General features: G+C 64.5%; 11 protein-coding genes. 6 read left to right on the top strand and 5 right to left on the bottom strand.

The genetic code is table 11. The annotated features are described in order from the left end of the window. The coding region (locus RT697_RS23670; RefSeq protein ID WP_313702147.1) for a recombination-associated protein RdgC at nucleotides 1-495 on the bottom strand (495 nt) is incomplete at its 3' end. A 151-nt stretch (nucleotides 496-646) separates the two neighbouring features. Between RT697_RS23670 and RT697_RS23665 the strand changes: the two genes are divergently transcribed. Then, nucleotides 647-856: a hypothetical protein gene (locus RT697_RS23665; protein WP_128827787.1), complete on the top strand. Its 210-nt coding sequence runs from the start codon at nucleotides 647-649 to the stop codon at nucleotides 854-856. Nucleotides 857-1,254: 398 nt separating this feature from the next. On the opposite strand, the gene RT697_RS23660 is transcribed toward RT697_RS23665, so the two are convergent. The 3 genes from RT697_RS23660 to RT697_RS23650 all read right to left on the bottom strand — a co-directional run bounded on the left by RT697_RS23660 (nucleotide 1,255) and on the right by RT697_RS23650 (nucleotide 5,289). Then, a complete protein-coding gene (locus RT697_RS23660) occupies nucleotides 1,255-2,916 on the bottom strand; it encodes an MFS transporter (RefSeq protein ID WP_409517482.1) in 1,662 nt (553 codons plus the stop codon). A 194-nt stretch (nucleotides 2,917-3,110) separates the two neighbouring features. Then, complete coding sequence (locus RT697_RS23655) at nucleotides 3,111-4,487, bottom strand: sensor histidine kinase N-terminal domain-containing protein (protein WP_313702148.1); 1,377 nt, start codon at nucleotides 4,485-4,487, stop codon at nucleotides 3,111-3,113. Between the two features lie 112 nt (nucleotides 4,488-4,599). After that, nucleotides 4,600-5,289, bottom strand: coding sequence for a response regulator transcription factor (locus tag RT697_RS23650; RefSeq protein ID WP_056567365.1), 690 nt, complete (start codon nucleotides 5,287-5,289; stop codon nucleotides 4,600-4,602). Nucleotides 5,290-5,514: 225 nt separating this feature from the next. On the opposite strand from RT697_RS23650, the gene recA reads away from it, so the two are divergent. Further along, the gene (recA, locus tag RT697_RS23645) at nucleotides 5,515-6,576 is read left to right on the top strand and encodes a recombinase RecA (protein ID WP_312429655.1); all 1,062 of its coding nucleotides are present in this window, start codon (nucleotides 5,515-5,517) and stop codon (nucleotides 6,574-6,576) included. A gap of 122 nt (nucleotides 6,577-6,698) precedes the next feature. After that, nucleotides 6,699-7,427, top strand: coding sequence for a recombination regulator RecX (gene recX / locus RT697_RS23640; RefSeq protein WP_313702145.1), 729 nt, complete (start codon nucleotides 6,699-6,701; stop codon nucleotides 7,425-7,427). Nucleotides 7,428-7,475: 48 nt separating this feature from the next. Here recX and RT697_RS23635 read toward each other — a convergent pair whose 3' ends face one another. Continuing rightward, on the bottom strand, nucleotides 7,476-8,393 hold the full coding sequence (locus RT697_RS23635; protein WP_313702144.1) for a LysR substrate-binding domain-containing protein: 918 nt from the start codon (nucleotides 8,391-8,393) through the stop codon (nucleotides 7,476-7,478). A 183-nt stretch (nucleotides 8,394-8,576) separates the two neighbouring features. Here RT697_RS23635 and metE point away from each other — a divergent pair, with 183 nt between their 5' ends. The 3 genes from metE to sucC all read left to right on the top strand — a co-directional run bounded on the left by metE (nucleotide 8,577) and on the right by sucC (nucleotide 12,936). Next, the gene (gene metE, locus RT697_RS23630) at nucleotides 8,577-10,874 is read left to right on the top strand and encodes a 5-methyltetrahydropteroyltriglutamate--homocysteine S-methyltransferase (RefSeq protein WP_313702143.1); all 2,298 of its coding nucleotides are present in this window, start codon (nucleotides 8,577-8,579) and stop codon (nucleotides 10,872-10,874) included. A 288-nt stretch (nucleotides 10,875-11,162) separates the two neighbouring features. Beyond that, a complete protein-coding gene (locus tag RT697_RS23625) occupies nucleotides 11,163-11,765 on the top strand; it encodes a DUF2889 domain-containing protein (RefSeq protein WP_175124635.1) in 603 nt (200 codons plus the stop codon). A 10-nt stretch (nucleotides 11,766-11,775) separates the two neighbouring features. Next, on the top strand, nucleotides 11,776-12,936 hold the full coding sequence (gene sucC / locus RT697_RS23620; protein WP_312429664.1) for an ADP-forming succinate--CoA ligase subunit beta: 1,161 nt from the start codon (nucleotides 11,776-11,778) through the stop codon (nucleotides 12,934-12,936). Nucleotide 12,937 lies beyond the last annotated feature (1 nt).

Below are 12,937 nucleotides of genomic sequence, written 5' to 3'. Positions count from 1 at the left end.
GACGTACAGGTTTTCCAGCGGGAAGGGATCGACGCACTTGGCCAGCAGGCCGATGACTTCGTCGGCCTTGGCCGACGCGGCCGCGTCAATGACGAGCCAGTTGTTCTTCGGGTCGATCCAGACGCGCGTGTCGCGATAGACGCTGAAGGCGCGCGGCAGAAGCTCGTCGGTGACGCGCTCCTTGATTTCCTTCATCTGCTTGCGGCCTGGCTTGTAGCCTTGCTGCTCTTCGATTTCCTGGGCGCGCGCCTTGGCGACCTGGTTGATCACGGTACCCGGCAGAAGCTTCTTTTCGGCGCGCAGGCTGAGCAGGATCTGGCCGTTGACTTCGTGGGCCAGGCCGCCGTTCTCGCGCGGGGGAACCCAGCCCAGACTTTGCATTTCCAGGTTGTTGCCGGACTGGTACGCATGCTTTGCCAGCGTGTCTTCAAGCTGATCGCCGGTCAGGGTCCAGGGCGAAGAGAGGCGGTAAATCTTGAGATTCTTGAACCACATGAGCGTCGGCCAAAAGGGTTGATTCTATACGACGTGGCGACTTTGCCGAAGCGATCCGTTGCGCGCGGCAGCAGGCGACACGTTCTGTCACTGACAGGGATGGACCTATCCGGTAATGTCCCGCGCACCAACGTGAGATTGGAGTGAAAACATGAAAATCATTGGCGCGATCCTGATTGTCCTGGGCGTGGTTGCCCTGGCCTACAAGGGCTTCAGCTACAAGTCCGAGGAAACGGTCCTGCAGATCGGATCCGTGAAGGCCACGGCGGAAACCGAGAAGTCGGTTCCCATCCCGACGTGGGCAGGCATTGCCGCGATCGTGGCGGGCGTCCTCGCGATCGGCGTGGGCATGCGTCGTTGATCTGCGCCGGCCGCAAGGCCGGCGGTGTGGCATCAAAAGGCATGAAGAGGGCGGTCGCGTTGCGGCCGCCCTTTGTCTTTACGCGTGGTCCATGAGATCCGCGGCCGCAAAAAAAGCGGCCCGGCTCAATAAAGAGTCGGGCCGGTACGGGAGCACACAATACCGCGTCATAAAAGGCTCGCGGGGAACGCGGTATTGGTGTCAGAAGAGCAGCCCTGCAATCGTCTGACAGGGGGATCAATCGTCAGGCAATCTTGCGCAAGGCCGTAATCTGAGCGCCCAGTCTACTGGCGCGGGTCTGACATGGTCCTGAAAGTGCGAATAAAAAAAAAGCTCCAATCAGGAGCTTTTGAAAGGCCGGGCAGGCGCAGCAGTCCCGCCCGGCGGGGGATGGTCTATCAGGCGTTGATGTCGTTGTCCTTGGATTCGCGCACGAACAGCGTGCCGATGACCAGGGTCATGACCGCGATGATGATCGGATACCACAGGCCGTCGTAGATGTTGCCGGTGGCAGCCACCACTGCGAACGCGACGGGAGGCAGGAAGCCGCCGAACCAGCCGTTGCCGATGTGGTAGGGCAGGCTCATCGACGTGTAGCGGATGCGCGTCGGGAACATTTCCACCAGCATGGCGGCGATCGGGCCGTACACCATGGTCACGTACAGCACCAGGATCGTCAGCAGCACCACGACCATCACGTTGTTGGTCTGGGCCGGATCGGCCTTGGCCGGATAGCCGTGGCTGCGGATCGAGGCGGTCAGCGTCTTGTCGAGTTCAGCGACCTTGGCCTTGAACTCGGCGGGCGCCAGCGAGCGGCCGTCGAACGACGTGAACTCTTCATTGCCGATCTTGACGCGGGCCACCGAACCCGCCGGAGCGGCTTCGTTGCGGTAGTTCACCGAGTTGCGGGCCATGAACGACTTGATCACGTCGCAAGAGCTGGTGAACGACGCCGTGCCCACGGGGTTGAACTGGAACGAGCACGTGCTCGGATCCGCGATCACCGTGACCGGTGCGGTGGCTTGCGCCTTTTCGAGCGCCGGGTTGGCGAAGTGCGTGAGGCCCTGGAAGATCGGGAAGTAGGTCGCGGCAGCGATCAGGCAGCCCGCCATGATGATCGGCTTGCGGCCGATCCTGTCGGACAGCGCGCCGAAGATCACGAAGAACGGCGTGCCCAGCAGCAGCGCGATGGCAATCAGGATGTTCGCGGTGTTGGCGTCGACCTTCAGCGTTTGCGTCAGGAAGAACAGGGCGTAGAACTGACCCGTGTACCAGACCACGGCCTGGCCGGCCGTCAGGCCCAGCAGCGCCAGGATCACGACCTTCAGGTTCTTCCATTGGCCGAACGATTCGGCGATCGGCGCCTTCGAACCCTTGCCTTCTTCCTTCATGCGCTTGAAGGTGGGGGATTCGTTCAGCTGCAGCCGGATCCAGACCGAGATGCCAAGCAGCACGACCGAGATCAGGAACGGAATGCGCCAGCCCCAGGCCTTGAAGTCGTCTTCGCCCATGAACGTGCGGATGCCCAGGATGACCAGCAGCGACAGGAACAGGCCCAGCGTTGCGGTGGTTTGAATCCAGGACGTGTAGAAGCCGCGGCGGCCGTGCGGAGCGTGTTCAGCGACGTAGGTCGCCGCGCCGCCGTATTCGCCGCCGAGCGCCAGGCCTTGCAACAGGCGCAGGACGATCAGGATGGCGGGAGCGGCCAGGCCGATGCTGGCGTAGCTGGGCAGGATGCCGACGAGGAATGTGGACAGGCCCATGATCACGATCGTGACCAGGAAGGTGTACTTACGTCCGACCAGGTCGCCCAGCCGGCCGAACACCAGCGCGCCGAACGGCCGCACCGCGAAACCGGCCGCGAAGGCCAGCAGCGCGAAGATGAAGCCCGCGGTCGGGTTCACGCCGGAGAAGAAGTGTTGGGCAATGATGGCTGCGAGCGAGCCATATAGATAGAAGTCATACCACTCGAACACCGTGCCGAGTGAAGACGCGAAGATGACCTTGCGCTCCTCCTTGGTCATCGGACGCGGATCCGCGGATGGACCGCGGCCTGCCATGGTAGTTGTGCTCATGATGTCTCCTCGTTTTTAGGCCGGCGGTTTTCCGCCGTGCTTGACCCTCCGCCGGCAAGACCGACATCGAGCTATCGCCACATTGGGGGCCGAGGCTGACGAGGTTCTGACGTGACCCTTACTCGAATCTTAAAATTGAAACAAATAGTAAATGCACAGGGGAAGGCTAGGGATAGTCCTTAGCTGTCGAGCGTGTCGGGCGGGGGCGCGTAGAGGGGAAAAACAACGCGGATGCGCGTGCCGGGCAAGTCGGAGTGTTCGGTGGGATGGTCGCCGATCTCCACGCTTGCCTGATGCTTCTGCGTGATTTCCCGCACGATCGCCAGGCCCAGTCCGCTGCCATCGGACGTCGTGCCGAGCACGCGGTAGAAGCGGTCGAACACGCGCTCACGCTCGTCTGGCGCAATGCCCGGCCCAGAGTCCTCGACCTCCAGGATGCCTTGGCCATCCACCTGCAGGACGCGCACGGTGATATGGCCGCCGCGCGGGGTGTAGCGCAGCGCGTTGTCGACAAGGTTGTTCAGCAATTCGGCCAGCAGCAGCGGATTGCCGTTGATCTCGACGGGCGTGTCCGAGCCTTCGAACCCCAGATCCGTGCTGAGCGACAGCGCCAGCGGCACCCAGTGCATGGTCTGTTCATAGGCGATGGCGTTGATGTCCGTGCGCGTCAGGCCGATGGCGCTGGGGTTCTCGGCCCGGGCCAGCAACAGCAACTGATTGACGAGCCGGGTCGCGCGTTCCGAACCCGTCACGAGCTGGCGCAAGCTGGACTGCATTTCCTCGGGACTGGCGTCGCGCAGCGCCAGTTCGGCCTGCGTGCGTAGTCCGGCCAGCGGCGTCTTCAACTGGTGCGCGGCGTCGGCCACGAACCGGCGCTGCGCCTGCACGTTGGCAGACAGGCGGTCCAGCAGGTCGTTCATGGCCGCGACCAGCGGCGCAATCTCGGACGGCGCGGCGCGCTCGTCGATGGGCGAGAGGTCGTCGGGCCGGCGCGCGCGCAGCCGCTGCTGCAGCGCATTCAACGGCGCCACGCCGCGCGACAGGCCGAACCAGACGAGCAGCACGGCGATGGGCAGCACCACGAACTGCGGAATGATCACGCCCTTGATGATGTCGTTGGCGAGCTGCGTGCGCTTTTCCACGGTCTCGGCCACGATGAAAAGCGCCGGCTGCGTGCCGGGCAGGTGCAGGTCGACCCAGGTGAAGGCCAGCCGGATGCCGAAGCCGCGCAGCGTGTCGTCCTCGTATTGGACTTCGCCGGGGCGGGGCTGGCCCACGGTGGTGGGCAGCGGCAGCGCGCGGTCCCCGCCCAGGTATTCGCCGCGGCTGCCCAGCGCCAGCCAGAACACGCTGTCAGTCTCGTCGGCGCGCAGCACGTCGCGCGCGGCATCGGTCATCTTCAGCACCGCGCGGCCGTCCTGCGCGTGGACCTGGCGCGTCAGCACGTGCAGGTTGTTGGCGAGCGCGCGGTCATAGGGCACGTTGGCGATGTTCTGCGCCACCACGTAGGTGATGGCAACGCTCATGGGCCATAGCAGGAAGAGGGGGGCGAGCATCCAGTCCAGGATCTCGCCCAGCAGCGAGCGCTGCGGCGGCGCGAAGCTCGGGCCCTTGGACCCGGCTTGCATGATGTCCAGGGCTTCCTGGTTGAGCGGCTCTGGGGAGGGCTCAGCTTGCGAGGTACGCCGCACCCTGGTCCCGCTCAAGACAGTAGCCCAGGCCGCGCACGGTGACGATCTTCACGCCGCTGGGCTCGAGCTTCTTGCGCAGGCGATGCACATAGACCTCGATGGCGTTGGTGCTGACTTCCTCGCCCCATTCGCACAGGTGGTCGACGAGTTGGGTCTTGCTCACCATGCGGCCGCTGCGCGTCAGCAGGATCTCGAGCAGGCTGACCTCGCGCGCCGACAGGTCCAGCGTCTGGTCGTCGACGATGGCGACGCGGCCGGTCTGATCAAACAGCAGCTTGCCGTGCTTGAGCATCGTGGCGCCGCCACCGGCCCCGCGCCGCGTCAATGCCCGCACGCGGGCTTCGAGTTCGGACAGGGCGAAGGGTTTGGCCATGTAGTCGTCGGCGCCCAGGTCCAGGCCTTTGACGCGCTGTTCGATGCTGTCGGCGGCGGTCAGGATGAGAACGGGCAGGGCGGAATTGCGGGCGCGCAGGCGGCGCAGGACTTCCAGGCCGGCCAGTTGAGGCAGGCCGAGGTCGAGGATGAGGAGGTCGAAAGCCTGGGCGGCCAGCGCGGAATCGGCGGACAGTCCGTCGCGCACGGCATCGACTGCATAGCCGTTGTGGCGCAACGAGCGGGACAGGCCGTCGGCGAGGATGCTGTCGTCTTCGGCGATCAGGATACGCATGGGCTGCTGCTAGGAAGAAACACGCCGGCCCGGGGGCGGAAAAAGGGCAAAATACCGGGATCGCTCCGGATTCTGTCACACGGCGTCGGGCTTGCCACTCAGGGTATACGTGCAAAGAACTGGCACACTGGGTTTTTGTCCAGTACAATCCGATGCCATAATCTGATCCTCATTGCCAGACCCGCAGTTTTCCGACTTCCAGATACGTTACAGACAGGACTCCTCATGGACGACAAAACCACCAAGGCCGCCGCTTCGGAAAAAGCCAAGGCGCTTGCCGCCGCTCTCTCGCAGATCGAAAAGCAGTTCGGCAAGGGCTCGATCATGCGCTACGGCGACAACGAGGTCTCGCACGACATTCAGGTGGTCTCCACGGGCTCGCTCGGTCTGGATATCGCGCTGGGCGTCGGCGGTTTGCCGCGCGGCCGCGTCGTTGAAATCTACGGTCCGGAATCGTCGGGCAAGACCACGCTCACGCTGCAGGTCGTTGCTGAAATGCAAAAGATTGGCGGCACCTGCGCCTTCGTCGACGCCGAACACGCGCTGGACGTTCAATACGCCTCCAAGCTGGGCGTCAACTTGGCCGACCTGCTGATCTCGCAGCCGGACACGGGCGAACAGGCGCTGGAAATCACCGACGCGCTGGTGCGCTCGGGTTCGGTCGACCTGATCGTCGTCGACTCGGTCGCCGCGCTGGTCCCCAAGGCCGAAATCGAAGGCGAAATGGGCGACTCGCTGCCCGGCCTGCAGGCCCGCCTGATGAGCCAGGCGCTGCGCAAGCTCACCGCCACCATCAAGAAGACCAACTGCATGGTCATCTTCATCAACCAGATCCGGATGAAGATCGGCGTCATGTTCGGCAACCCTGAAACCACCACCGGCGGCAACGCGCTCAAGTTCTACGCGTCCGTACGTCTGGACATCCGCCGCATCGGCTCCATCAAGAAGGGCGACGAGGTCGTCGGCAACGAAACCCGCGTCAAGGTCGTCAAGAACAAGGTGGCGCCCCCGTTCAAGCAAGCTGAATTCGACATCATGTATGGCGCCGGCATCTCGCGCGAAGGCGAAATCATCGACCTCGGCGTGGCCGCCAATGTCGTCGACAAGTCGGGCGCCTGGTACAGCTACAACGGCAACCGCATCGGCCAGGGCAAGGACAACGTCCGCGAATACCTGAAAGAACACAAGGACATGGCTATCGAGATTGAAAACCGCGTCCGCGAAAACCAGGGCATCGTCAGCCGCGCCGCTGAATTCGTGCCCACGGCGGAAGACACCGCCGAGTAATCGGTGCGTTCTTCGGGGCTCACTGCAGTTTGGGTGTGCTCCGTCGCCGGCCCCTCGGGGCGAATGACATGCGGCAGGCGCCATCACGGGCCTGCCGTTTTGCTTAGCAAGCAGGAAAGCGCATGAGCTGGAAATCGACTCCCGCATCCGCCGAACGCCTTCGCGCCAGGCTGGACGACGAATTCGAAACGGTCGCCAAGCCGCAAGGCTTGCGGCGCACGTCCGATGCGCGGGTGGCCCGCGAGACCGCGGCGTCCGAGGATTCGGCTGATGGCGCCGAATCTTCCGGCCTGTGGCAGCGCAGTTCCGAACAGCGCGGTTCCGACCAACGCGGCGCCGGGCGCGGCCGGCGTGCCGAAGCTGCCGCCAGCGCCGGCGATGCGTCCACGTCTGACGGCAAGCAGGCCCGCAAGGGGCCGTCGCTGAAGATGCGGGCAGTGGGGTATTTGTCGCGGCGCGAACACGCGCGCGAAGAACTGGCGCGCAAGCTGGCTGCTTACGCCGAAGATGCGGCCGAGGTCGAATCCGTGCTGGACGCACTCGAGAAAGAGGGCTGGCTGTCCACCGAACGCTTCGCGCAAAGCCTCGTTCATCGGCGCGCCTCGCGGCAGGGCGCGGCGCGCATCGTGCAGGAATTGCGCCAGCACGGCGTGGACGACAACCAGGTCGCGGAATTGCGCGATCAGCTTCGCGCCACCGAGTACGACCGGGCGCTTGAGGTCTGGAAAAAGCGCTTCAGCGCCAAGCCCGAAGACCGCACGGCGTATGCAAAGCAGGCCCGCTTTCTGGCCAGCCGGGGTTTCGCGCACGACGTCATCCGGCGCATCCTGGGCGAGGGCGACGAAGATTGAAGCCGCGCCGGCCGGCGTCGATCCGGCCGGCGTCGTTCCCTTACGTCATCACTTCGCCGACTTGATGCCCGACAGCGTCTTGAAGCAGACGTCGCGCGTGATGGTCAAAAACTCGTCGATATACGAGGCGTCGGTGTCCTCGCTGCGCACCGTCGCATACAGCGTGCGCCACACGCCTTGCGGCCCCAGGCGGCAAAGCCGCAGCCATCCCTGATTCATGTATTCCGTCAGCGCCCAATTGGGCAGGGCCGCCACGCCCCGATTGCTGGCCACCAGTTGCGCAATGATCGGCGTCAGCTCGGCCTTGCGGATGGCGGCCGGCTCCACATCCGCCGGATCCAGGAAGGCGGTAAAGACGTCCAGACGCTGCTTGTCCACCGGATAGGTGATCAGCGTCTGGTCCGCCAACTGCTCCGGCATGATGAATTTGCTGCCCGCGAGCGGGTTCGATTCGGACACGGCCAGCACCAGCTCATATTTGAATAGCGGCAGGTACTCCACCGCGTCCAGCGGCTGCGGGTCCGACGTGATGACCAGATCCAGGTCGCCGCGCACCAGCGCGGGCAGGGGGGCAAACGAGAACGCCGCGGACAGGTCCAGCGCCACATCCGGCCATTGCACGCGGAAGGCGTCCAGCGCCGGCATCAGCCACTGAAAGCAGGAATGGCAGTCGATCGCCAGGTGCAGCCGGCCGGTGCGCCCGGCCGCCAGGCGTTGCAGGTCGCGTTCCGTGGCGCGGATGCGTGGCAAGACCTCGTCGGCCAGCGCCAGGACCCGCAATCCGGCCGTCGTCAACCGCGCGGGCCGCGTGCGGCGATTCAACAGGGGCGTGCCCAGCCGGGTTTCAAGGTCCCGCAATTGATGCGACAGCGCCGATTGCGTCAGGTGCAGGCGTTCTGCAGCTTCCTGCAGACTGCCGCCGTCGCGGATGGCGGTCAGTGTTTCGAGGTGGCGAATTTCCAGCATCGGGCGGGTTTATATAAGACGAATCAACAAGGGCATCCCAGGCGTCGAATCGCGCTTACGGGAACGAACCGGCATTCTATGAGATTTCCTCATCTTATGAATGTAGACATTGATTTTGATTCATTTTGATTTGGCGTCAGAATGACCGTCACTTGAACAAATTTTGTGGGATGGCGAGTTCACATGACTACGATTCATAATTTGGGTTTCCCCCGCATTGGCGCCCAGCGCGAACTCAAGCGCGCTGTTGAAGCTTATTGGGCTGGCAAGCAAACCGCCGAAGCATTGGAAGAAACTGGCCGCGAACTGCGCGCCCGCCATTGGCGCCTTCAGGCCGCGGCTGGCGTCAAGCTCGTCCCCGTGGGCGATTTCGCCTGGTACGACCAGATCCTGGAATGGACGACGCTGCTCGGCGCGGTGCCCGCGCGCTTCGGTCAGAAGGACAACGACCCCGTCTCCCTGGACACGCTCTTTCGCATGGGGCGCGGCCGCGCGCCGTCGGGCAAGCCCGCCGCCGCCTGCGAAATGACGAAGTGGTTCGACACCAATTACCACTACATCGTCCCGGAACTGGTGCCCGGCCAGAGCTTCCGCATTGCCCGCGAGACCCTGTTCGAGCAGGTCAAGGAAGCGCAGGCGCTGGGCCTGCAGGTCAAGCCGGTCATTCCCGGTCCGCTGACCTGGCTGTTCCTGGGCAAGGGCGACGCCTTTGCCGGCGGCCCCGCCGATGCCGGCAAACTGCAGCTGCTGGCGGCGCTGTTGCCCGTCTATCACGACGTGCTGGCGCGCTTTGCCAAGCTGGGCGTCGAGTGGGTGCAGATCGATGAGCCCATCCTGGCGCTCGACCTGCCGCAAGCCTGGCGCGACGCGTTCAAGCAGGTTTACACCACCCTGACCGCCAGCGCCGTCAAACTGCTCGTCGCTACCTACTTTGATGGGCTGAAGGACAACCTGTCGACGGCGCAGGCCTTGCCGGTCGCCGGATTGCACGTGGATCTGGTGCGCGCGCCGGAACAACTGGCCGCGGTGGTTGCCGGCCTGAACGACGGCCAGGTGCTGTCGGCGGGCGTCATCAACGGCCGCAACATCTGGCGTACCGACCTGGACGCCGCCATCGCCACGCTGGCGCCGATCGCGCGCCAATTGGGCGACCGCCTGTGGCTGGCGCCGTCATGCTCGCTGCTGCACGTGCCGGTAGACCTGGAAAACGAAACCGAACTGGACGCCGAACTTAAAAGCTGGCTGTCCTTTGCCGCGCAGAAACTGGACGAGCTGAGCCTGTTGGGCCGCGCGCTCGACAGCGCCACGGATCCGACGGTGCAGGACGGCCTGGCCGCGCAACGCACCGCACTGGCCGCGCGCCGCGCCTCGACGCGCATCCACAATCCGGCCGTCGCCCAGCGCATGGCCGCCGCCGCGAGCGTGGCCCGCGACCGCGCTCCGTTCGCCGGCCGCATCGCGCGCCAACAGCAACAGCTGGGTTTGCCCGCCTATCCCACGACGACCATCGGCTCGTTCCCGCAGACTGCCGAAATCCGCGCGCTGCGCCGCGACTGGAAGGCCGGCGCCCTGACGGACTCGGCGTACGAGGCCGCCATCCGCAAGGAAATCGAGGAAGTCATCCGCTTCCAGGAAAAGGTGGGCCTGGATGTGTTGGTGCACGGTGAACCCGAGCGCAACGACATGGTGGAGTATTTCGGCGAGTTGCTCGCCGGCTTCGCCTTCACGAAGAACGGCTGGGTGCAGAGCTACGGCTCGCGCTGCGTGAAACCGCCGATCATCTTCGGCGACGTGGCGCGCCCCGCGCCCATGACGGTCGGTTGGTCGTCCTACGCGCAGTCACTGACCAGCAAGCCGGTCAAGGGCATGCTGACCGGCCCGGTCACCATCCTGCAATGGTCGTTCGTGCGCGACGACCAGCCGCGCGAACAGACCTGCCGCCAGCTTGCGCTGGCCCTGCGCGACGAGGTCGTGGACCTGGAAGCGGCCGGCATCAACGTCATCCAGATCGACGAGCCCGCCATCCGCGAAGGCCTGCCGCTGCGCCGCGCCGACTGGCAGGCGTACCTGGACTGGGCCGTGGACTGCTTCCGCCTGTCGACGGCCGGCGTGCGCGACGAGACGCAGATCCACACCCATATGTGCTATTCGGAGTTCAACGACATCATCGAATCCATCGCGGCCATGGACGCCGACGTGATCACGATCGAAACGTCGCGCTCCAACATGGAGCTGCTCAAGGCCTTCGAGGACTTCCGTTACCCGAACGACATCGGTCCAGGCGTGTACGACATCCACTCGCCCAACGTGCCCGAGGTGGACTGGATGGTGGACCTGATGAACAAGGCCGCTGCCCGGCTGCCGAAGGAGCGCCTGTGGGTGAATCCCGATTGCGGCCTGAAGACGCGCGCCTGGCCGGAAACGGAGGCCGCATTGATCGGCATGGTCCAGGCGGCGCGCGCCCTGCGCGACGCGGCCTGACCCCATGGCCCGTCCCCGGCGCGAAGGCGCCGGGACATCGCATACCTCAACCCGGCCGCGCCCCGATTGCGCGCGCCGGGTTTTTTGACTGCCACGCACGGCGATTTCGGGGCAGTCCGGGCGCCGGCCCCCTGCGAGCCGCCGCCGCCACGCACGCCAGCGTGCGGGATAGCGGGCCATCCCCCGGCCAATTAATACGATTGCGGCAGGCCGCCTGCGCTATACTTTGAAGGTTTTGTTGCCGCGCACCATTACGCGCTGGCCGTCTCTGCCCCGCAGGCCCCACGCATGCCCTTGCCACCGCCGGATTGTCCTCGTCAGCCGCTGCATACGCGTTCCATACGTGTGCAGTCGTACGCGCGCGACGACGGCAACTGGGATCTGGAAGCCGAGCTTATCGACGTCAAGGCGTACGATTTTCCCAAGCGCGACGGCGAGATGTTCAAGGCCGGGCAACCCATCCACCATATGCACCTGCGCATCACCATCGACGAGCAATTCTCGATCGTGGCGGCTCAGGCTGTCTATGACGCGGCGCCTTACGGCGAGCATTGCAAGGCCATCGAGCCGGCGTACACTGACCTGATCGGCATGAACCTGCTCAAGGGGTTCCGTCGCCAGGTCAAAGAGCGGTTCGGGCATGTGGAAGGCTGTACGCACATGACCGAACTGTCGCAGGTGCTTCCCACCGCGGCGGTCCAGACCATGGCCAACCGCCGGCGGCAGGAACCCAACCCGAACCGGCGTCCATTCCAACTGGACGGCTGCCATGCGCTCAGCACTGGCGGCCCTGTGGTGGCTGAGCATTATCCCGAGTGGTACACCGGGGGTAGCGCTGAGGCATCGGCCGAGTCGTCCTCCGATTCACCTTCTTTTTCTCATACGTCCTGACAGGTAACACATGAAAATCCACGAGTATCAAGGCAAGGAACTGCTGAAGCAATTTGGCGTCCCCGTGCCGCGCGGGATCCCCGCTCTTTCCGTCGACGAGGCCGTGGCTGCCGCTGAAAAGCTGGGTGGACCGGTTTGGGTCGTCAAGGCACAAATCCACGCGGGTGGCCGCGGCAAGGGCGGCGGCGTCAAGCTGGCCCGCTCGCTGGACGACGTCCGCAAGCTGGCCTCCGAAATCCTGGGCATGCAGCTGATCACGCATCAGACGGGCGCTGAAGGCCAGAAGGTTCGCCGCCTGTACATCGAAGACGGCGCCGACATCCAGAAGGAATACTACGTGTCGCTGGTCACCGACCGCGCCACGCAGAATGTCGCTTTCATCGCTTCCAGCGAAGGCGGCATGGACATCGAGGAAGTGGCTCACTCGACGCCCGAAAAGATCATCACCGAATACATCGACCCGCTGACCGGCCTGTCCGCCGAGCAAGCCACCAAGATCGCCAACGCGATCGGCCTGCCCGCCGACTCGACCGCCCAGGCCGTTGACGTGTTCCAGAAGCTCTACAAGTGCTACATGGACACCGACGCCTCCCTGGTCGAAATCAACCCCCTGAACCGCGACAGCAAGGGCAACATCATCGCCCTGGACGCCAAGTTCAACTTCGACCCCAACGCGCTGTTCCGTCACCCGGAAATCGTTGCGTACCGCGACCTGGACGAAGAAGATCCCGCTGAAATCGAAGCCAGCAAGTTCGACCTGGCCTACATCCAGCTCGACGGCAACATCGGCTGCCTGGTGAACGGCGCCGGTCTGGCCATGGCCACGATGGACACCATCAAGCTGTTCGGCGGCGAGCCGGCCAACTTCCTGGACGTCGGCGGCGGCGCCACGGCCGAGAAGGTCACCGAAGCCTTCAAGATCATGCTGGCCAACAAGAGCGTCAAGGCCATCCTGGTCAACATCTTCGGCGGCATCATGCGCTGCGACGTCATCGCCGAAGGCGTGATCGCTGCTTGCAAGGCCGTCAACCTGAACGTGCCGCTGGTCGTCCGCATGAAGGGCACCAACGAAGAACTCGGCAAGAAGATGCTGGCCGATTCGGGTCTGCCCATCATCAGCGCCGACACGATGGCCGAAGCTGCCACCCGCGTCGTAGCCGCCGTCAAGTAAA

The sequence above is a fragment of the Achromobacter sp. genome, assembly GCF_032113835.1.
Lineage (GTDB): Bacteria > Pseudomonadota > Gammaproteobacteria > Burkholderiales > Burkholderiaceae_B > Achromobacter.
Note: the sequence above shows the minus strand (reverse complement) of the source record. Positions and strands in the feature narration are given on the sequence as shown.

Bases quoted from the DNA above. Each gene is read 5' to 3' on its own strand.
- recA (WP_312429655.1), top strand. From the start codon at position 5,515: ATGGACGACAAAACCACCAAGGCCGCCGCTTCGGAAAAAGCCAAGGCG.
- RT697_RS23625 (WP_175124635.1), top strand. From the start codon at position 11,163: ATGCCCTTGCCACCGCCGGATTGTCCTCGTCAGCCGCTGCATACGCGT.
- RT697_RS23665 (WP_128827787.1), top strand. From the start codon at position 647: ATGAAAATCATTGGCGCGATCCTGATTGTCCTGGGCGTGGTTGCCCTG.
- recX (WP_313702145.1), top strand. From the start codon at position 6,699: ATGAGCTGGAAATCGACTCCCGCATCCGCCGAACGCCTTCGCGCCAGG.
- metE (WP_313702143.1), top strand. From the start codon at position 8,577: ATGACTACGATTCATAATTTGGGTTTCCCCCGCATTGGCGCCCAGCGC.
- RT697_RS23660 (WP_409517482.1), bottom strand. From the start codon at position 2,916: ATGGCAGGCCGCGGTCCATCCGCGGATCCGCGTCCGATGACCAAGGAG.
- RT697_RS23655 (WP_313702148.1), bottom strand. From the start codon at position 4,487: ATGCTCGCCCCCCTCTTCCTGCTATGGCCCATGAGCGTTGCCATCACC.
- RT697_RS23650 (WP_056567365.1), bottom strand. From the start codon at position 5,289: ATGCGTATCCTGATCGCCGAAGACGACAGCATCCTCGCCGACGGCCTG.
- RT697_RS23635 (WP_313702144.1), bottom strand. From the start codon at position 8,393: ATGCTGGAAATTCGCCACCTCGAAACACTGACCGCCATCCGCGACGGC.
- sucC (WP_312429664.1), top strand. From the start codon at position 11,776: ATGAAAATCCACGAGTATCAAGGCAAGGAACTGCTGAAGCAATTTGGC.